Source organism: Lacrimispora sphenoides JCM 1415, assembly GCF_900105615.1.
In the GTDB taxonomy this organism is placed as follows: Bacteria; Bacillota; Clostridia; order Lachnospirales; family Lachnospiraceae; genus Lacrimispora; species Lacrimispora sphenoides.
In genome coordinates, this window is the sequence record NZ_LT630003.1 from 917,065 (window position 1) to 939,428 (window position 22,364).

At 43.6% G+C, this 22,364-nt stretch carries 13 protein-coding genes; all 13 read left to right on the forward strand.

Translation table 11 applies throughout. The features are described from left to right. Window positions 1–41: 41 nt before the first annotated feature. The 13 genes from BMX69_RS04095 (at window position 42) to BMX69_RS04155 (ending at window position 22,280) form a co-directional block, all read left to right on the forward strand. Window positions 42–1,664 (forward strand): DUF11 domain-containing protein, encoded by a 1,623-nt coding sequence (locus tag BMX69_RS04095; RefSeq protein ID WP_100041634.1) that lies wholly within the window; start codon window positions 42–44, stop codon window positions 1,662–1,664. A gap of 58 nt (window positions 1,665–1,722) precedes the next feature. Beyond that, window positions 1,723–2,550, forward strand: coding sequence for a hypothetical protein (locus BMX69_RS04100; protein WP_100041635.1), 828 nt, complete (start codon window positions 1,723–1,725; stop codon window positions 2,548–2,550). 175 nt (window positions 2,551–2,725) lie between these two features. Beyond that, window positions 2,726–3,571, forward strand: coding sequence for a hypothetical protein (locus BMX69_RS04105; RefSeq protein WP_147297049.1), 846 nt, complete (start codon window positions 2,726–2,728; stop codon window positions 3,569–3,571). 38 nt (window positions 3,572–3,609) lie between these two features. Continuing rightward, window positions 3,610–4,155 (forward strand): hypothetical protein, encoded by a 546-nt coding sequence (locus BMX69_RS04110; RefSeq protein ID WP_143057069.1) that lies wholly within the window; start codon window positions 3,610–3,612, stop codon window positions 4,153–4,155. 2 nt (window positions 4,156–4,157) lie between these two features. Further along, window positions 4,158–4,697, forward strand: a complete 540-nt coding sequence (locus tag BMX69_RS04115) for a hypothetical protein (protein WP_166433168.1) — start codon at window positions 4,158–4,160, stop codon at window positions 4,695–4,697. A gap of 129 nt (window positions 4,698–4,826) precedes the next feature. Further along, complete coding sequence (locus BMX69_RS04120; RefSeq protein WP_100041637.1) at window positions 4,827–5,627, forward strand: hypothetical protein; 801 nt, start codon at window positions 4,827–4,829, stop codon at window positions 5,625–5,627. Window position 5,628: 1 nt separating this feature from the next. Then, window positions 5,629–18,237, forward strand: a complete 12,609-nt coding sequence (locus BMX69_RS04125; RefSeq protein ID WP_100041638.1) for a hypothetical protein — start codon at window positions 5,629–5,631, stop codon at window positions 18,235–18,237. A gap of 35 nt (window positions 18,238–18,272) precedes the next feature. Beyond that, window positions 18,273–18,869 carry a hypothetical protein gene (locus BMX69_RS04130; RefSeq protein WP_166433169.1) on the forward strand — a complete coding sequence of 199 codons (597 nt, stop codon included), beginning with the start codon at window positions 18,273–18,275 and terminating at the stop codon, window positions 18,867–18,869. Between the two features lie 9 nt (window positions 18,870–18,878). After that, a complete protein-coding gene (srtB, locus tag BMX69_RS04135) occupies window positions 18,879–19,664 on the forward strand; it encodes a class B sortase (RefSeq protein ID WP_100041639.1) in 786 nt (261 codons plus the stop codon). Then, complete coding sequence (locus tag BMX69_RS04140; protein ID WP_054789479.1) at window positions 19,654–20,553, forward strand: peptidylprolyl isomerase; 900 nt, start codon at window positions 19,654–19,656, stop codon at window positions 20,551–20,553. The genes srtB and BMX69_RS04140 overlap by 11 nt, the downstream gene beginning before the upstream one ends. Window positions 20,554–20,557: 4 nt before the next feature. Next, a complete protein-coding gene (locus BMX69_RS04145; protein WP_054789480.1) occupies window positions 20,558–21,040 on the forward strand; it encodes a hypothetical protein in 483 nt (160 codons plus the stop codon). A gap of 181 nt (window positions 21,041–21,221) precedes the next feature. Further along, entirely contained in the window at window positions 21,222–21,659 is a 438-nt protein-coding gene (locus tag BMX69_RS04150; RefSeq protein ID WP_100041640.1) for a coiled-coil domain-containing protein, read from the forward strand. A 363-nt stretch (window positions 21,660–22,022) separates the two neighbouring features. Then, complete coding sequence (locus BMX69_RS04155) at window positions 22,023–22,280, forward strand: HPr family phosphocarrier protein (RefSeq protein WP_054789482.1); 258 nt, start codon at window positions 22,023–22,025, stop codon at window positions 22,278–22,280. Window positions 22,281–22,364 lie beyond the last annotated feature (84 nt).

A 22,364-nucleotide genomic window follows, 5' to 3' on the forward strand; every position in this document is an offset into this window, starting at 1 on the left:
GTAGTAGCACAATGTTGATCGTGTGAAACAGAGGTGAAGATATGGTTAAAAACCGGAAGAGAATGGAATGGCTTGCCAAGCTATATGCAAGTGCAGGTTTGATAGTAGCCTTGATCGCTGTTGTTTCGTCAGCCTCCTTCGCAGGGACGAGGCGCATGGAAAGTGTGTTTGGTGTAAAAGCAAAGGGAGTAAGAGCCAGTACACTGGCAACGCCTTCAATAGCGTCTGGAGTATTGGCGGCGCCGTTATCTTCAGGGCTTCCGGGGCAACTGAGTTTGCAGGAACTACTGGAACAGGAAGCAGACAATGAGAATGCAATTATTCCTACATGGTTTCAGGTTTCGTTGAATGGAGTTGCTATTGTTGACAGTAATAATTGGAATATTACCTTAAAGAAAAATCAGAAAATCAAACCCAATGCTGAGGTTAAACACCAATTAAAAGTGACGATATATCCACAAGCTTATGGATTGGGCGAAGGAGACAGCGTAACATGGAATCTTGGACGGATTGAAGGACTTTCCCTGGATAGTGAATTCTGGGAAGAGTTAGTTCTAACCGGGGGAGTCCATGTAGGAGATGTAATGCTTTGTTACACTGAGGACGGCAATGTCATTCTCTATACCGAGTTTAAAGAAGAAGTAAGCATGTATTCCAGTATTACAATTACATATTGGTATGATAGTGGTTTTGTTCCGGTAAGCGAACCGACCTGCATTATATTTGATTTACCGGGATATGAAGAACCGATTCCAGCGGTACTTGTTCCTGAGAACGAAACGACTGCGGAGGAAAGCAGTCCGCAGGAGACAACAGAGGAAGAAACAACAGCGGAGGAGAGCAGTCCGCAGGAAACAACAGAGGAAGAAACAACTGGGGAAGAAAGCAGTCCGCAGGAAACAACAGAGGAAGAAACAACAGCGGAAGAGAGTAGTCCGCAGGAGACAACAGAGGAAGCAACAACAGCGGAGGAAAGTAGTCCGCAGGAGACAACAAAGGAAGAGACAACTGCAGAAGAAACAACGCCAGAGACACATAATCCGACAAAAGATTATGGCTCAGGAGGGAATTCTGGTTCAGGTATAGAAAAAACTACTTTAGCAAAAGAAACAACAAGTCCGGAAACGATTCCGGAAATCTCAACAGAGATTGAGAAAGCGACAGATCCGCAGTCAGAAGAATCTCAGGCCCAGGAACAGCATTCACAAAATGAGCAATCAGCTGGTGATGCTGGGGTATCCGATGAGGTAATGGATATCAACATTTCCTTTGGTGCAGAAGTAACTGCCGGCCATGGAATGCAGTCCCGGGTACTTCCAAATGAGATACTTACATATAGAATGGTACTTCACAATGATAGTGAGGAAGAGATTAAGGATGTGCGTATCCGGGATTTCCTTCCGGAGCATACCAGTTTTGTTTCCGTGGAAGATGATGGGATCTATGGAGTTGTCGACGGACAGCAGTATATAACCTGGATGCTGGAGAGTATCCTTCCGGGTGAAGAAAAGGAATTAACCTTTCAGGTAAAGGTGTTTCTTTGTACACCGCCGGATTTTTCGGTCAGGAATCAGGTTTACTGGCAGGCAGATGACAGCAGATCCGTAAACAATCAGGAAAGGCCTGAGAATCAGGTGGACTTTCCAATGATCACCGTTGGGTAGAAAGGTTATTGTTCTTTTTATCATATAACTTTAATTATCAAAAAGGAGAGAATGAAAGATGAAGAAGAGACTCATAACAACATTATTAGCAGGCGTAATGGCAACAAGCATGGTGATACCGGCAATGGCAGATCCAGGAGGAGCTGTTCCTGCATCAACCGGCACTGATGTATGGGCAGGTGTTATTATCGAAGATATGGATGCAAAAGTAAAAGTAGAAGTTCCGACACTGTTTGCATTCGTAGTAAAAGGTACGACTACAGTAAGTGATAATAGTCCTGTATCCAGCGCAAACGGAGATATTTATCTTCCAAATGTAAAGGTAGACGTAACCACTCCGTCAAATAACGGGCAAGGTGCAGTTTATAACCTGCAGACAGAAGGAAATCTTACTGTTGAAGGAAAACTGCCATTTACAAACTATTCTACCTTCAAGAATACTTCAGGAGAAAGAGAAGGTCTGGCTGTTAAAATCAATGGAAATATCAAGAATGAAGGGGATGACGCATCCAGAAAATACTGGACGCATACAACCAGCAGCAATACCGGATTGAATGATTTTAAGAAGTACAATATAAGCGTTGACGGTAATAATTTTGATACAGTGGCAAACGGCGGACTCCAGATGGCTGGTACCGGCATTAATCTGGCAGCACCTAACACAGACCCATTAGGTGATTCAAGCTACTCTAACGTAGACAGTGATGATTATGCAATTGTTGGAGAGACTCACCATGCTAAGTTTGACGTACTTGTAGGCGGAAAAAAGGGCGAGTATAAGCAGGTAGAAGAGTCAGCAAAGATTGGTAACATCGTATGGACGATCAGCGTAGAGATGCAGAATGATGTTGATACTGCACCTAACGAGGATTACCTTCAGCCTTAATTAAATTTGAGGAACGTTTATAAACGCCAGGATGATTAGTTATAATCCCCAGAGAATCTCCTATCGGAGATTCTCCGGAGATTTGTTGCAAATAAACCGCAGGGGGCAGGACAGTTTATTTGCAAGAGATTTCCGGAAACAGCCAGAATGGAAAAGAGGAAAATAAATGTATCCTATGAAACGATGGAAAAAATATATAGTTAAACTTACCGCAGTTGGATTTGTATGTACGGCCTGCCTGCGCTTTTCTGCGTTAGCAAGCGAAGGCCCGGCGTCCAATGTGTGGTTGAGTGTAACTCAGATACCATCAGAAGCAAGGATATCGGTAACCGTACCTTTGGCGTATGGATTTGTTGTGCGTGGAAGTGTTGACAGCAGTGATACATATCCGGTGTCAGTCGAGAATGGAAACCTACTTGTGCCGAATGTAAAAGTACATGTCAGCGTACCTTCCGATTCCGGAGCAGGAATAACCGCAGAGTATGAATTGCAGACGTTTTCGGAACATACAATCCCAATCCTGAATTACTCAACTGATGTAAGAGAAGAGCATCTGGAAGAAGAGAATCCACCTAGAGAGGGATTGCCGGTTGAGTTAAAGCCTTTTATTGCCGGCGATGACAGTCATGAAGGGAAGACGCATTACTGGAAGGCGGTAGGTTATGATCCGACATGGGACGGAGCATCGTCACAGACCAATTTTAAAGAGTATCAGATGCTGATGGATCATGTTGCATTTTCTGATCCCGGCCAGGTGACAATAAGTTATGAAGATAGCAGTACGGAGCTTAAGGATGTATTTTGGTATGCAGATAAAATTGCTTTGAACGCACCGGAAAATGTACTGACAAATGGATATACTGCGGCGGGAACGGCAAATGTACCTTCAGAAACATACGTCAATGTAGGCGTCAAAGTAGGCGGAATGCAGAGCGAATATTCGCAGGTCGAAGAGTCGTTAAAAGTCGGAGCGATTTTTTGGCAGGTGATACCGGGTGAACTTCCGGAAGTAACGCCGTAAGTTATTTGTAAATAGAAAGAAAGTAAAGGACTGGAAAGATGACAGTGCAAAAAGAAAAGAAAAAAAGTAAGTTATTATGGATCATTATTATTCTCCTGCTGCTTCTGATTGGAGTTGGATCAGGTATCTATTACCAGATGACCAGAGACAATAATTTAAGCCGTTTAACAAGAGATGCGCTGGCTTTGGGTGGTATGCTTCCGGGTAAGACAGACCAGGAAATCGTGGATATTTTAAGTACCAAGGTAGCAGAAGGTATGGTGGATATCGGAATCGCGGCCGGTCCGGTATTTGAAAATGGAGGAAAGAAAGGTCGGATTGCAATCGAAAATATTGCAGCAAACCATTATTCTTTCCAGGTAGATATCAGGCTGGATGACACTGGAGATATAATTTATCAGTCGGGACTGATAGACCCAGGATTTTATATTGAATACATCGAGTTAAATAAAACGCTTCAGGCCGGAGATTATCAGGCGACAGCCCACTTTACCACATACTCTTTGGATGAGACTGAGGATAAAATCTCGGAAGCAAATGTAAAAATTGTACTTCATGTGATGGATGGACTTTTTTATAAATGAAATTGAATAACAACAAAATTCGCAGTTGCTTCATGTTCTTAGCTATTATCTGCCTGCTGGCCGGTTCATTTTTTGTAGGCATGGGCTTACAGAAAATGTTCAGTAATCAGCAGACCCGAAAAGAATATGCCAAATCAGAACTCGAATGGAAACAGGAGCTTGCGGAAGGTGAAGATGATGCAATTGTAAGAGATTTGAGAAACCAGGAATTGGTCAAAAATATGAAATATGTTTCTTTGGAACGTCAGATTTATTTTGATCATTCGGATGAACCCGGAGAAGCCAGGATTGCAAATGACAGTAAGAATAATTTTAGCTGTACATTAAGGATTGTAAGGGATGCAACCGGAGAAGTAATTTATGAATCCGGTTTAATTGAGCCTGGATATTACATAGAAGAAATTCACTTGACCGGCGGTCTTAAACAAGGGTTTTATCCTTGTACTGCAGTTTGGAGCTTTTATACACAAGGTGAAGAATATGCAGGTGAGACGGCGTGGAAAGTAGTCGTAATTATTAAATCTGCGAATAAAACGTCATGAGAAAACGGATAAGATTTGCAAGAAAGTACAGCAGTTCAGCCTGTATAAACCGAACGGCTGCGAGTTGATACGGCTGGAGCCGTGAACCTTACCCATAAATACATTGTAATAGAACAGGAGGTGGATATTATGGGCAGAAAGAGATTCCTTTTATCATGGCTGATATGTAACCTGTTGTTTCTGTTTGGCTGTTTTCCTGTCTGGGCGGATGACAATAGTCTGGGAGGAGGAACCGTACCAAAAAGAAATGGGAGGACCGATATTGTTGCAGGTGTGGTTGTTGATTATATGGGGAAATTACGTTTTCAGGTCTTTAACAGAGACAATAATAATCCGATTGCAGGTGTGTCAGTGGAAATCTTTATCCCGAGTCTGAACCGCTATGTTTTGTTTGGTTTAACGGATAGTGACGGTATTTATGAGTTGGATGTGGCATATAACATGGCCTCTTCCGTATCGGACAGTGACCAGTTCATTAAGAACGATGAGAACTATACATTTAATGGTACGTTAGTGTATCTAAACGATAATAATATTCAGTACCGGGTTTATAAAGCCGGATGGCTTCCTTATCCCCACAACGGAAGCTATCTATTGAAGGGGGATAAGGTTCCGGAGACGATTACCATAAAATTGTATCAGAAGAAGAACGGCGAAGATGGTGATGGTGGTGATGATAAAGATACCGTACTTGATAAAACTGTTCCGGGGGGAAACCTTCCCGGAGGCCCACCTTTAGATAAGCTCCCTTCTGATATTCCGGATAATACGCCTCCATTGGGCTACGTGGGAGGAATCCCCAAAACCGGAGTGGAAGGAGCTCTTATTTATTGGGCATATGGTTTCATATTCTTTCTGCTTGCAGGAGGAGCAATCTGGAAATTGTCAAAGTTGGATAGTGAGAGCAAAGAAACGAAAAGGAGAGATTAGAATGACACAATTCAAAAGATTTGCAGCGTTCCTTTTGTGCTTCCTTATGATCTTTCCCACTCAGGAACTTATGATTCTGGCTGAAACCACATCAATGGAATATGAACGGATCGAGGAAATGCCATCTTCAGATATAACTGAAGATGGAGCAGACCGCATGGAGGAAACTCAGCCGTCGGAAACAGTTGAAGATGGAACAGACCGTGTGGAGGAAACTCAGCCGTCAGAAACAAAAGAAGATGGAACAGACCGTGTGGAGGAAACTCAGCCGTCAGAAACAGTTGAAGATGGAACAGACCGCATTGAGGAAACCCTGCCTTTAGAACCAATGGAAGATGGAACAGACCGTATTGAAGAAACATTGCCATTAGAACCAATTGAGGGTGGAGGCGGCCGCATTAAGGAAACATTGCCGTTAGAGCCTTTGGATGATGATGGTTATGCAATTTATTGGAATCCGGGCGGTCAGCTGCCTGCAGAACTGGCAACCGCATCCAATGCAACAGCAACCGCATCCATTGCAACCCGATCCATGGCAAAAATGGGAAAAGATTCTGCCAATGGGTTGAGTCCTGCAAAGCCTGTAAAAACTCTTAAAAAGGCACTTGAGCGCGCAAATGATCTGATGGAGAAAGAAGGACTGGATCCATCGGACATTACTATTTATGCAATGAATCCGATGGAGGTGGCAGACGGGGAACTGTATGTATTAAATGCAGGGAATATCCGAATAGCATCCTGGCCGGAACGTCCTTATGAAAGTGACGCGTTGTTTTATGTGAATGGCGGACAATTAACATTGACGAATGTTCTGCTTGAGTCAGAAGATCCGGATCATGATCCTGATGAGACAGAGTTGGTTTATGTTCGGGGCGGTGTCCTTCAAATGGGACAGAATGTCAATATTAATGGATGTGTTGTAATGGATTACTGCAGTGAGCAGGAAGATATAGAGTGGAAAGAAGATACTGCATCTCCTTCCAATGCTGCGGATACAGATAATACAACAGCAGAAAACGAACGAATTGAGAAAACACTACCGCTGCAACCTCTGGCTTCAACCGCCAGTCAAGCAAAGGCGGCAGGAGAGGCAGCCTTTGATATAGATAATTATGCTTTAGATACCGATGAAGATAATGTTGAACTGATCGTAGATAAGATGTCCGTCAGTACATGGAGAGATCCGATTATCGAGTTGATGGAAGGATTTGACGGCGGAAACGGCGAATATCTTCTGGAATTACGGGATGATGGCAAGGCAGAATCACGTGAACTGGTGACAACCCTTTATGCGGATGATGCAACTGAGGAAGAGTTTTTAGGCTATTTTACTCTGGCAGAATCTGATAACTGGAACCTGGAGGTCGAGACTGAGGCAGCTGCTCAGTTAAGAGATACGGGTTCAGAAAATAAAATCATGTCCCGGTCCTTTGCCTTTGAGGCAGATACTTTGACCAGCAAGACTCTGATTGCAAGCCGTTCTTTAGGTGAGGCAAAGGTTATTTACTGGAATCCGGGAGCAGCTATGACCATTGATGGGGAGATTTATCCGGCAGGCGATGATGTTTTATATGATGGATCAAACCCGCGTGCTCCGCTTAAAACCTGGAGTGCAGCAGCCGAGGAGGCTAAGAAGTCCAATGGAATGGTTGTAGCCATGCGATCCCTGAATTTAGGGGATGATAACGCTGGTGAATATCTGGAGCAGCTTTCGGACGGAGAGTTTTACCTGGCTTCTGCCGAAGCTTCATTGATAACTCCTCTTGGCACATGGAATTCTACTGCACAGCCGGCAATCATCGTACCGGAAAACAAGACCTTGATTGTAGAAAATCTTTACCTTGGCGGAATGTATGATAATAGCGGCAATGAGACCGAAGCTCAGACGATCCTGGTAAATGAGGGAGACCTTATTATCGAAAAGAATGTCAGGACAGAAGAAAAGGGATATATTCAGATAAATGCTTTTCTTGATTTAACGAATCATCCGGTACAGGTATGCAGTGTGGATTCTATCCATGATGGTGATTTAAGAATATTCTTTGGCGGTATTAATAAGAACGTAGCTTACCGGTATGTAGATGTAGTGATACCTGGCGGAGATTTGGCATCATCAATCACCGATGATGCAGACCCGATTGCAAAAGCAGATTCCGTTGGTCAGGCGCTTCTTGGCCGGATAAAGCTGCACAGTACCAACCGGTCTGTGGCAAATGGCGGTCTTTCAAGTATTGACTGGTCACTGCGGCAGGATACGGCCGAGGATGACAGTATTGTAAATGCTCAGAATATTGAACTTTATGCAATTTATTACTTCGATGGTATTTATATTGACGGTGTGGATGGCGATGACAGAAATTACGGTGCATCCTGCGACTATCCGGTGAAAACATGGGCCAGAGCAAGAGCGATCTGGCAGGATGAAATGACCAAGAGTCTGCAGGCCAGACAAGATGCAGCCGGTATGACATTAGATAAAATTGAAGCCGACTATCCGATGCCGGAGGTAATTTACATCTGTAATACTGTGACCGTAGACTCTGCCAGCGAACCGGAATGGGAGCTGGAACCCCGTTATGACTACGCGAGAGGTACTGATGTTAAGACAGAAGTCGTATCTCATATTGACAAAATTGCAAGTCAGGGAGAGGGAAGCGCAAATGTGCCGCGTCACGAAGCTCCAAAGACTTTGATCAAAGTAACAGGAAACGGTGTTTTAAGCATACGTGACGTTTTTATCCGTAATATGGTAGATGACACTGACAGTGTTACGATTAAGGTAGAGGCAGGCGGAACCCTGAACTTAAGGGGAGAGACTACCCTGAATGGAACCCGCCTTAAGAGCACGGGTTTTGATCAGAAAGATCTCACCCTTGGTAACCACATAACGGTTACCGGAGGCAGCCGCTTTGTGATGGAAGCAGGCTGGACTGGTTCGATTGAGAACCGGGAGCAGGGTGTGGTTGCTGCCGGAAGCGGTACCACAGTTGAGATGAACAATGGTTTTATTCAGAAGAACAACTCTTACCGTGCAGATTATTATACTGCCGGAATAACCACTCATAAGGCCGGAGGCGGTGTGGTTTTAAGCGATGGCGCCAGGTTTACTATGAACGGCGGTACCATTACCGGTAACCAGACATATCAATATGGCGCAGGCGTTTATCTTGTGGATGCAGGGACCTCCTTTATTATGAATAAAGGAAAGATCACAGGTAACAGCATACTGACTTATCAAATTTCAGGCACAAATAGCACCGTACTGTTTTCAAAAGGGGTCGGTATATTTGCGGATACAGGTACAATCGTAAACATCGGTGATGGGAACGGGGAACAGGAAGATACGGTAATCAGTAACAATAAATCATATTTTGCTTATGGTACCGGTATTTATACGAATGGCAGCCTGAATATTGATCTTGCGGCCATATCTGATAATGAAGCTGGCGGAGTATACAAAAGTTATACGAATGTTAATTTAGGAGTCGGAATTTATATAGGGCCTGATGGTAAGCTTGCGATGAATGCCGGGTTAGTGAATGGGAACCATGGTGCATTTACCACATATGGCTACGTAAGAGGTGTAGGTATCTATATTGACGCCGGTACAAACAGCCATACAATCACCGGAAGTACAATAACTACGAATCAAACGGGATATGAGTACTATACTGACTCTGATATTTACAATTATAACCAGGGCGGCGGTATATATCTTGCCGGCGGCAATACCCTTACGATAACAGACACAAAGGTTTCTAATAACAGAGCCGGACGCGGCGGAGGAATCTATGCATCCGGAAGCTCCGGAAAGGATATTGCTTTAACCTTAAAAGAAACCATTATAGAGGAAAATGAAGCGAGATCATCTCGTGCCAGCAGTTATGGAGATACCGGAGGTATTTACTTCTATGGATATGGGACTCTTACTCTGGAAGATGGAACTAAGATTATTAATAACTCTGCAACAGTGAGTACCGGCGGACTTTACATAGGTGGTGCTTCTGCTGCTTCTTCCCATACTTATATGATGGCAACCACTCCGGGAGCAATTGAAATCAGCGGCAATAAAATCACCAATACCGGAAGCTACGGTACTTATGGCGGAGGTGTCACTCATAGCGGGGGCAGCTGGCATGCTGAGAATGTACGGATCAGTAACAATGAGGCGGTTACACAGGGCGGAGGAATCTATTCCACCAGCTCAACCTCTTACTCTTATTTCAGGAACATGATGATCACTGACAATCGGGCAGGGGATGGCGCTGCACTGGCAATTAGCAGCGGACGCTATTATATGAAGGACTCTTCCATTACAGACAATACTGCAACCAATAGGGGCGGCGGTATTTACACGTCAAGTACCAGTGCTTATGTGTATCTGTCAGAATCGGAAGACGGAAAATTTGAAATAAAGGATAACCATGCGGACTATGGCGGCGGGATTGCTATTACAACTGCTTACTCATTTATGATGGATATTGCCGGCCCGATCCAGAACAGTGCGGCTGTACAGGGAAGCAACTTCTATTTGAGCGGTTATGCATACATTGATATTTTCAAAGGATATTTTAAGCAGCCGGTTCCATCAAAACAGGTGGAGGGCGTATACAATATCTATATTGATGATACATCAACCAGTACCTACAGTAAGAATTTTGATTTCAGTAAGGTGACTGCTGATAAGAAAGATGGACCAAATCCTGATGTTATCTTTTTAAATTCAGGAAGCTCTTTCCTGACAGTACTTGCAGCACCGCTAGATGATAATACGGCTTACGGTGCATTTCCGATTGATTTAAACAGTGAGGTGTTTCAATCCGGCAGTGTAGTACTGAAACCATTGGGAAATGCTGCGACCCGGGCAATGCTGGAGCCAAATGCTGATCTATCCGGGTCGGTTCAGGTAAACCGGCCATATCCCGCATTGTTGAGTGCAATGGGCAATTTAGATCATTTTCGCGGTGGTGAACTTCCAAGAAGAAGCGAACTTGGCGGATTTAGAGATGCAGTTAACACCACCAGAACGAATGTAATTATTGTCGGCCAGGGCGTGTATTTAGCCGGATATAAAAGTGATGGAACCGGCGGAAATGACAACAACGGGGGCACCTCTCCGGCTGATGCGGTTGCAACTTTTGAAAGAGCAAAAGAGGTTTTAAAAAATAGGATTAACGAAACCGTTATTCATGACGGTACCCTTCCAGAGGAAGAAAGGGAAGGCTTTGCACCATTTATCTACATTTGTGGTCAGGTGGATATTAACACCAATGAATCCTGGGAACTTAATTATGATGATCCGCTGTATACTGATATAAATGAGTATTATGCGATTGCTGAAGAACGCAATGGGACCCCGGTATATGAGCCGCAGGTACGCCGGTTTGCTTCTTTTGTGCGGCAGCCGATGATTAAAGTAGGTAATGGCAGCAATACAGTGTCATTTACTACAGGAAGGCTGATTATTGATGGTATGGCGGATACAGTCGTTCTTGCTGATCAGAGTTCATACAGCCCGGTCATCTATGGATCTGCAGGTACATTGGTGACTTTGACCGGAGATTCAATGATCAGGAATAATTACTACAGTGCACTGGACATTTATGGAAAAGTAACACTTAGCGGTGAAATTGGTGAAGTGAATAAGCAGCTATATAATAACCAGTCTCAGTATACGGTCAGGTTGTATGGTTCAGCCAAAATGTCGATGCTGGGAGAGGCAAAGATTATCACAGATAATACAGTTGAAAAGGTTGCCAGCTTTTCCGGGTATGCGATATGGATGGGAGGAACGAATGTCTCCGTATCTATGGAAGGAAACAGTGCTATTATGCAGGAACCGGGTTCCACGCTGCTGAATAGCTATCTGATTTATTCCACCTATGCAAATACCTCCGTTCAAATGAAGGAGAATGCCAGATTAGAAGTCGGCAACGCAGTGAGCGGCGTTATCTATATTTCCGGCAGTGATTCAGCGGTTGATATGACAGGAAATGCCAGCATTGCAACGATGGAGGGTGCTTATTGGTCATACGGCATTTACGGGTGTGCTAATTTTTCCCTTACGATGTCAGACCGGGCCAACATTACGTATGGAGGATATCGCAGCACCACGACCTATGGTATCTATCTGGCCCCCACAAGTACGACAACGGCATCGGTAAAGATGCAGGATCATGCGGCGATTATACTTGATAGTACAGCCACAGGCACATCCTATTGGTTTTATGGAATCTCTGTGAACAACGGAATATCACCGAAAATAGAAATGTTAAACAATTCAAGAATTACTGGTAATCCGAATGTTATGAGTCTTACCTGCGGGATTATAACAAACAGTTCTAATGCAAAAGATGTAATGATTTTACTGAATATGGAAGCTGACGGATCCGAAGAAGAATCAGTTTCGATTACGGACATGAGCCATGGCATTTTCCTTGGGGCGGCAGATAACAGCACTGTTTCAATGGGAAAGAAGGCTCTGATTACTGGCGGAACAGACGGAATATATTTGACGGGACGCAGCAGCGCCACATCAACAGCTAATATTCTGATGAAAGATTACAGCAGGATTTATAAAACCACCTATGGTATTTACTTTTATCAGGTTAATAGCAGTCCAATTAACATTCGGATGGAAGACCATGCTGCGATTGAACAGAATAATATGGGGATCGCCGAAGCGACAGTGACCGGAAGTACTTCCTATGGGGCATCACAGGTGAATGTAGAAATGTTTGGTGACTCCAGAATATCCGGTAACTCCAGTTCAGGAATTCAATTGGTCCATACTCAGAACAACTGGTCAGAAAGCACTGGGTACCAAAAAATCACTTTAAACGACAATGCAATGATCGGCGGCAGTGATTATTACAGTAACATAAATGCTGCTTCCGGTAATCAGGGAGCCGGAATATATGCCAACGGTCCGATTCAGGTGACAATGAACGGAACTGCAAAAATATCCGGAAATGGCACCAGTGTTAATAATGGCAGCACTGCAAATTCGGGGATTTACTTAACACGTTCAACAACTGCCTCCTATCACCGGGCCGGAACAGCAAAAATTACCTTAAATGATTCAGCTTCTATTTGTGATAACAAAGGCGGCGGTGTTTATGCAGCAACGATCGGCGACTCCACAACAAGCTATCACAATGAAGTCATTATTGAATTAAATGGAATTAAAGAAGATGGAAGTTTTTCTGCACCGTCTATTCAGGGAAATACAGATGCGGTCTACTTAGGGGCTGATGCAACCTTAAGGATCAAGGGAGAAGCACTGGTAAAGATCAGTGACAGTCCTTATGCATCAAGCTCCTACGTAGCCCGGGTAATTGATAATTATGGATACATTGAGTTGGATGGAAGAAGCACGGTTAAGGGTCTGATTTATATGAACAACAGTACCAAACCGATTACAATGACCCATGCTGCGGCCGGCCAGGCGCCAAAGTATGATTTGCATCTGGTTGAAGGCTTTGCCGGTAAGACAGTGGTTCAGCCGGATATGGTTGGTATTACGGATCTTACGGGTACGGGAAGCCAGCTGGCATATTTCCATAAGGCCAGTGCTGACGGAATGGCAGCCATGCGGCCGATCGTCGAGCTGTCACCAAACCTTGTACTGCTGGGAGAGAATAATGTTTATCTGTCAGGCAGCGGAAATGATGCCAACTCCGGCAACACTCCATCTACTGCGGTCAAAACCTTTAAACGTGCCAGAGAACTGCTGCAGGGCGGAGGTTATTATACGACCGGAGCGAATATCATTATCTGTACTTCGACCGTTAATGTACTTGCAGAGGATGAAGACTGGTCATTTGAGCCCGGCGGATTTGTAACGAATTCTCTGAGTGGGCAAAGATGGCAGCCACTGGTAACCCGTTATGAAGGGTATGGCGGTATACTGATTACGCTGTACGATAGTACCAGTACGGTTTACGCCTCCACCGTTACGTTTAAAAATATCACGATAGACGGCGGCTCAGCCAATGGTATAGTATTGACAACAGCCGTGAATGATCAATTGCTGATGGTTGGCAGAGGAAGGACCGCTGTCCTTGGAGAAGGCGCAGTATTGCAGAACAACAAGGCAGTAACGACTACCTATAGCAATACCTCAGCATTGGGTGTGAAGGTTTATGGCGGTACACTTGAGATAAGCGGCGGAACTATTCGGAATATAGTAAGAGAAACAAGTCTTAGTTTCAGTAGTTACTACTTTGCCTCTGCGGTAATGGTTCAGGGGGTCAGTACTGCTTATCCGGGTAATTTGATTATGAAGTCGGGGCAGATAATAAATAATGAACTAAATGCTCCAAATGCACAAGGTACCAGTGCCCGTATCGGAACGATTTATATACACAGCACTACTTCCGCTCCCAGTGGTATGGAAATGAGGGGCGGTCTGATCGAGAATAACAAGGTTGTTTCAAGAAATACAAATCCGGGAGCAGCAGGTGCGATTGTAAATTATGATGGTGCTGTAACTATCGGCGGCGGAATTATCCGTGGAAATGAAGGTGGATGCGGCAGTGCAATTTTTCATCAGGGCATTAACAGTTCTTCCCAGATGATTTTCTCCGGCGGGCAGATCAGCGGAAATACGACAAATGCAACCGGACAGCAGTCCATCAATAAATACTCGCCGATTTTTGTTATGCAGAAGGGCTTTGAACTGTATGGCGGTGGAGCGGATATCAAAGATAGTATTTATTTATACCAAACCTTAAGTGCCATTAAAGTAAGTGATCATATTTATCAGACCGGACGTTCCTACCATATATACTTAAATCAGGGAACCAGCTACTTTAGAAAAGGCAGTGTAGTCGTAGAGCCGGATGGTAATAAGGTAACAAACGTTGGTTCCTATCTCCCATATTTTGATGTACGGTCGAATCCGTATGTACTGGATCGGGGAAGAACCAGTAACCTTGCCGGAAATGTGAGCGGGGTAAAGGAAGAACAATGCTTAATCCTGATGAAGGCAGTTTATCTTGATTCGGTAAACGGGAAAGATACGAACACCGGACTAAAGCCGAGCCAGGCCGTAAAAAGCTTTACCAAAGCCAAGAGTGTGGGAGTATTAACGACTCACGGTACCACTGAACATTATGTGATTTATGTATGCGGTAAGGCAATTAATACAAGCAGTGAAAGTGAGTGGACATTACCGGAAACTGCCTATATGTGCCGTTATACCGGATTTGCTGTTTATGAAAGCGATGGTACTGAGACGCCGGAGCTTGAGCGGGCATATTACGGTTGTCTGATTCAGCCGGACTTTAACCTGACATTGAAAGATATCACGATTCAGGGTCGCAGAAGTATAGACAGTACGGTAAGCAATGGTGACAGTCTGGTGAAAATTCCAACCGGGATCAGTGTAACTGTAGAAAGCGGCGCAGTCTTTTCGAATAACAACAACAGCGGCAACTATATTGCCGAAGATGGATTTGTGGATAACCTGGATTCAAAAGGCGGTGCTTTTCAGGTAGCCGAACGCGGAATCCTGACAATCAATGGCGGCGAGATAAAAGGTAATAATGCAACTTATGGAAGTGCAATTTATCTCCATGCAAGTGAAAGTAATCCATCATCCCTCGGACAGCTGTACCTGTCTGGTTCACCGGTTATATCCGGAAAAGTATATTTAAATGGTACAGCTGATATAACTTCGGCGTATATACAGCCTGATGTTTCCTATGTGCCTTCAACGTCATTGCAGATTTCTGTCAGCAATGACTACAATGGCCGTCCATTGATTCGATATAAGGACGGTACAATACCGGGTGAGACACAACTGAAATATTATTCATTTGATGATGCTATCAATGCACTATATGATATTGTAAACAACAGTTCCAATGCTTCCATTCTGGAATTGAGTCTGAGAAGGGTAATTTATCTGGATGGCCAGGTTGGGTCAGATGATCCAAGTCATGATGGCACAACTCCGGAAAAGGCGTTTAAGACATTAAAACGTACCTTTGAGGCGATAGGAAATCAGGCAGGTACCAATGGTGTCCTGATTTATATTGTAGATACATTGGATATTAATGGTGGAACCAGTGAACCAGCCGATATTCAGTTAATGAATATTAAGGTTTACAATAGCAACGGAACCTCCCACTATGAAGGATACTATAAGGATCCGGGTGAGACTGTCAATATCCGGGGCCAGGTATATTTCAAGCGATATTCCCAGCCAAAAGGGTATGATGCTGCTGATCCTGTTTATGATGGATACAGCAATGAAACATTGCTTGATAGTCTGTTCTATATCGGCAATGGCGGTAAACTTACTTTAAGCGGTATTTATTTGGATGGCCATTCTATCAGCAGTGACAGCATTAATCCTACCTTAGTGGCACCGGCTGTAGTGGCTCAGTCCCCGCTGATTACCGTAAAAGGAAGCGGTGTGCTGCAATGTTACCGTGCGGAGGGTGTGAGCAATGGTGTTCCTACCGCAACGCTATTTATTAATAATTTCAATACAAAAAATAAGAATGGACCGGAATATATCGTGGGCCATTTAAATGATTCTGATATTATGGAAGGCAGCAGCGCTGGTATTGAGCTGCTGGACGAAGGAACCTGTATTCTTGAGTATACTGAATTTTCCAACCTTGCATTAGGCGATCAAGTAGTTTCCGGAGGTACGGATGTATACAGCAATGGATACCTGCATTTCAGCCGTTATACGAACTTTGGCGGAAGTGTGTTCCTGGAGGGATTCGGAACTAAAGAGGCAAACCATGATACCAGCCGATATCTGACCGTAGATGTATATGGTACTCCAATACAAAATAATTTCCATGTTATGGTGAGAGATTCGTATATGGGCAGAGATATGGTTCATTACCAGGTTGGAATCAACGCAACAGTCAATGATGCCGGTTATTTCCTGCTGGAAGAGCGGGTAAAAGATTTCTTCTGTCTGTCAAACCGCAGCGGATATCCGCATATCCTGGAGCTGCAGGTGCCGGTAGCCGTCTATATTGACGGTACAAACGGTATCGATGACCAGGGAGACCGGTATGCCGGTTCGACTCCGAAGTTTCCTGTAAAAACGTTGGCAAGAGCTTTTGAGTTATTAAAAACCCGGGGTGGAAATACGATTTATGTAGTCGGTACCATTCAGGTAAACAGTGATATCCAGGTGACGGGACAGTCTTATATCGGCACAGGCGGAGCTGTTATGCTGGGAAGTACCAATAAGATTAACATTGTCCGATATATACAGCCGGATTTTGCAATTCAGGATGCGGTGGCCGGAGCAGCGGCGGAATATGATGTGGAGGACTTTACCGGTGCATTGTTAAATGTCAGGGATGGTGCAACCGCCCAGTTCAGTGCGAACGTATACTTTGACGGACACAGTGAACCAAAGACCAGTATCGATCTACCGATCGGAGCGGTCGTAAATCGGAATGGTAAAGCAAAGGCACCGTTAATAACCGTTGAAAAAGGCGGAGCTCTGAGCCTTCTGTCGAATGTAACCCTTTATAATAATAATAATACTTATGAACTGGATACTGATCTTAATGGCCAGAATGGCGGTGCCATCTTAAACAGCGGAACGACGACGGTTGACGGTACTCTGTTTGAGAATAACAAGGCTGCGAAAGGGTCTGTGGTATATCAGGACGGTATTTTTACGATCGTAAGTGCTCCGGAAAAACTGGATGGCCATCAGAATACATTCTACTTAACCTCTGTGAATACCGGAACGGCAGAAAGTCCGGTCTGGGGAACTGACCACGTGATTCAGACGGCGGTGGAAATACCGAAGAATCAGATCTTTGATATCGATGTGGATCATGCGGTAAAGGGCAGAGATGTGGTACAGTTTACCAGCAGTTCGGCTTATAATCCCAATGCAGATGCGGAGCATGAGCATTTCCGTTTGGGAAGTACGGTACCGGAGAACTTATTCCTGGTAGAAGCTGAAAGCAATCCGGATGTTCTCGAATTACAGGATTGGGAAATTTTAAAAGTTGAAGTACCGGCTGACATTTACCTAGTCGTTCGTCGGAGAGGTTCTTATGACAGTACGAACAGATTAATGAGTGTTAATGATTCTTCTGCAGGTATGGATCTATTTACTGCACCGGAGTATACGATAAAAAACAAGGGTATCTATGATGCGAAAGTATCGATTAGCGAATTTGAGAATAAGACGATGGAGGCAGGTATTACAACTGACCCGGCTTATTTGATGAATCTGACCTCCAGTGCGGCGGTAACAACAGCTGAGAATGATTTATACCTTGCCGTAAAAGGCCTGGATGATGTCATCGGCGGCACGGGATTTGATATCTCAGAGACCTCGTTACAGCACTATGCAGAATCAACAGTTACCGCAGCACCGATTGTGCTAGGAACATTGAAAACGCAGACGTCTGGTAACTTTACCTTTGTCGGGGCCGTAGGTAATGGGTTTGTGGATAAGTATATGGATGCCTCTTTCCCGATTGAAGGATCTACCAAGGCCGAAGTACAAAAATACATGGACGGAACTTCTGACTCCGGTGTAATCAATGCCAGAGCAAAATATCTGTTAAAATATAAAGTAGAGATTGTCCCGTCCAGAAGGACTCCTTAACACAGTCGAAAGAGAGGGTTTTAGCGTTGGAAGAAATGAATGAAACACAAAATATTCAAGAGAAAACCGCGGAAAAAGCCCTGGCAGCTGGTAAGGTAAACAATGAAAATGGAGGGAAGAAGGGCAAGAAAAAGGCCCTTCTTCTGATCCTGCTATTGCTTATCATTGCCGGTGCCGGTGGTGGATATTGGTGGTATACACACAATCAGGTGATGGATGCGACAACCAAATACTGGTTTGACAGGTTGGCTCAGGATGGTTCTTTGCAGGGAAAAACACCTACAGAAGTTCAGGGGATTCTAAACTCTGTTGTGGAAGAAGGTATGTTTAATGTATCCATGAATGCAAAAGCCATTTTCAATGATGCAAAAAGTGAAGGTTCCATTGGATTGGAGAATATTCCGGAGAATCGTTATTACTGTCGTGTGGTGATACGCAGAGATGACACAAATGAAGTGTTGTACGAGAGTCAGGGTATAAAACCGGGGCAGTATATTGATAAGATAAAATTAAAGCAAAATCTTCCGGCTGGAAACTACGCTTGTACTGCCCAGGTCATTGCGACCGATCCGGAGTCTTTGGATGATATCGGGCAGGTTCAGGTAAAGATTCAGGTGAATGTACTTAATTAGGATATTAGAATGAAGAAAAAACGATTATTATTTTTGGGGCTGACTTTATCATGTCTGGCAGGAGCTGTTTTTTGCGGCTGGAATTTTTATCAGGAGATGAAACCCAGGGTTTTAGCAGAGCAGGTATATAACCAGATAAGAGAGAGGGCTTTCCGGGAATCCGATGCTGTGATGGATGGTGATAAAGATATTACGGCCGTGAATACGTATACAAGAAAAAGGCCGGATTTTGAGACCTTGTTACAATGGAATCCGGATATTGCAGGCTGGATCTGGTCGCCGGGATCTGATATTGATTATCCTGTTGTACAGGGAACAGATAATGATTATTATCTGAATCATACAGCGGATGGTGAGAGAAGTATCATAGGCTCCATCTTCATGGAGAGCCAAAACCAGAAAGAGTTTCAGGATGATGTGACCGTTCTGTATGGTCATCATATCAGAGGAGGGCGGATGTTCTCCTCTCTTTCTGGTTATAAGACACAACGTTATTATGAGGAGCATCCTGTTCTATATTTGTATACTCCGGATCAGGATTACCGGGTAGTTTTATTTGCAGGAGAGGTACTGGATGGTCAAAAAGGGTCATTTCCATTAAAATTTGAAAGTGAAGATACGCGGGAGAGATGGTTAAAAAAGCTTTTAGTTTCTTCGACGTTTAAAAGTCCGGTTGCAGTAGAAGAAAATGATCGAATATTGGCACTTTGTACATGCTCCTATGAATATAACAATGCCAGATATGTAGTATATGGAGTTTTAAGTGATATGGAGGAAGAACAGAATGAGAAATAAGAGTAAGATAATTCCACTGGTATGTTTGGCGGGCCTGACTGCTGTGCTGGTCACCGGCTGCGTAAAGAAGCAGAGCTATGCAGAAGTATCTCCGGATATTGCAGACAGTTTTCCCATTAATGCAGAACCGGCAGAGAATCCGCAGTTAGTAGAATCCGATGGGCCTTACGCAATTCTCCATACAACGGCTGGAGATGTTACCATTCTGCTGTACCCGGAACAGGCTCCCAAAGCTGTAGAGAATTTTATCGGTTTAGCAAAGGAAGGATACTACAATGGCAGCCTATTTTATTATGCAAAGCGTGGGGAGCTGACCCAGGGCGGAAAACCGGGAGATCCGGAAGCAGAGGAGAGGAGCCTTTGGGGGGATCCGTTTGAAGATGAGGTTGACAATGGACTGTATCATTTTAAAGGTGCGGTTGCAATGGCCGGAGACGGGGGCAATACCCGCAACAGTAATCTGAGCCAGTTTTACCTGCTTGTAAGAGAGGAGATCCCGGAAGATGACCGGATTATCCCGGCTAACTGTTATATGAATGACCTGATGAATCTGCGTCTGAAAGAATTGGAAGAGATTAGTAAGGAAAAAGAACTGAGTAAAGAGGAAATTCAAAAATTTGAGGACGATTTAAATAAAGAAATTCAGGCCATTGCAACCGATGGCATACCAAGTGAATATGAGGCAAAGTATGCACCTGTCGCAGTGCGGTACAGCCAGGCCGGAGGTGCCTGGGGGCTGGATTATGGTCATACGGTATTTGGTCAGATTGTAGAGGGACTGAATGTAGCAGAAGCAATTACCCAGGTAAAGGTATCAGCTGAAGAACGAAAGCCGAAGAAAGACGTGGTGATTGAGAGCGTTGAAATCGTTGATAAAATCATTGAGTAAAAATATGAAAGCCATAATAGCCGGGCTGTTAATTACCCTTGCTTCCCTGCTCACCGCCGGCTGCTCACAAAGTGGCAGCAGGGAGAGTGCTTATCAGTTTGCAGAGGATGCAAAGGATGGAGAATATGTACTCCCAACCCATAGCCCGGGTCAAAATGAAGACCAAAAGGAACCCTCTTATTTTATGATCCAGGTGAATGCCAGTCCAACGGTATCAAGGGGAGGCAAACGCTGCAATCTGATGATCGGAAATCCAACAGAGAATGAGCAGTATGTAAAGGTGAAATTAATTCTGGATGACACGGGGGAAGAATTGTTTTGTTCAGATATACTGAAGCCGGGAGAGAGAAATGCTTATGTAGATCTGGAACAGGTACCAGAAGCCGGGGAGCATACCGCTACTGCTGTATTCATGGTGTATGATCCGGAGAATATGGAGCAGATTACAGAAATTGATGCGGGGGTTTTATTGACTGTTGAAAAATGAATTTTTTTCTCAAGAAGGAAGTGGGACAAGGAACTTACTTTTTAATGTAGCTGTGATGAGTTGTGATTTATTGATAATTGAATAGACTTTGCGCTATTAAATATGATATACTAAAGTCAGCATTATCATTGGAAAAAATATAATCTTAGTATGTAATAAAATAATAGAGGGGTGTGATATCATGGCATTGACAAATGAAGATCTACAAGCCATAGCAGCATTGATGGATGAAAAAATTAATCCGTTAAAGACTGATATTAATGATATGAAGACTGATATTAATGATATGAAGACTGATATTAATGATATGAAGACTGATATCTATGATATGAAGACTGATATCAATGATATGAAGACTGATATCAATGATATGAAATCTGATATCAATAATATGAAATCTGATATCAATAATATGAAATCTGATATCAATAAGTTGTCCGATAGAATAGAAATTCTGGAAATCAAGCAAGATATTACATCACGCAAAATTGAAGATCTTACGTTTCGTGTCGCTAGTTTGGAGCATTATAGCAAAAAGGAGTTTACTAAGATTAACGACCAGATAGAAACGTTAATAACAGTTTTAGAAGTAAAAAACATTTTGCCCAAACAAGCGTAGTAGTCGCACATAAGCATCGGTCATAACAACTATAAGTATCATTTTTCATGATGCTTTATTACAAAAACACAACAACTATCATAGCCAATTGAATTGTATCATATATAAAGCGTAAAGTCTAAGCAATAGGCAATACGCTTTTTCTAATTATACAATTCCTCAATTATTCTCTTCATGCAATTAAGCTGTGGTGATAAAATCTGTATAATTTCACTGTGGATAATTATGGATTGTATGTTAAAATATGGAGAGGATTTCTCTCCTGCTGAAAATAGCGGGAGTCAACCTACTGCAACCGCCAGTGTCATGCCGTTCTGACATTGGCTCGTCGTTTTCGCATGAATCGTAAAGGGTGATGATGAGATGATTAGTTATGAATACATTGTATCGGACAAGCAGGGGCTTCACGCCATCAATGCTTTGAGGCTGAGCAAGGCGGCATCGGAATACGAGAGCCGTATAACCCTTAAAAGCAGGAAAGGCACAGCGGACTGTAAGAATGTACTCTCACTCATAAGTCTGGGAGCACGCCATGGAGAATGCCTGGAGTTTATTGTAGAGGGGCAGGATGAAATCAAGGCAATCGATTTCCTTAAAGAGTTTCTTCAGACCAATTTATAGCAGAAACATGATATTTCCTAGCAATTAGGAAATAGATTTACCTCCAGACTCTTTCTTGACGGACTATAGTTAAATCAAAGAACC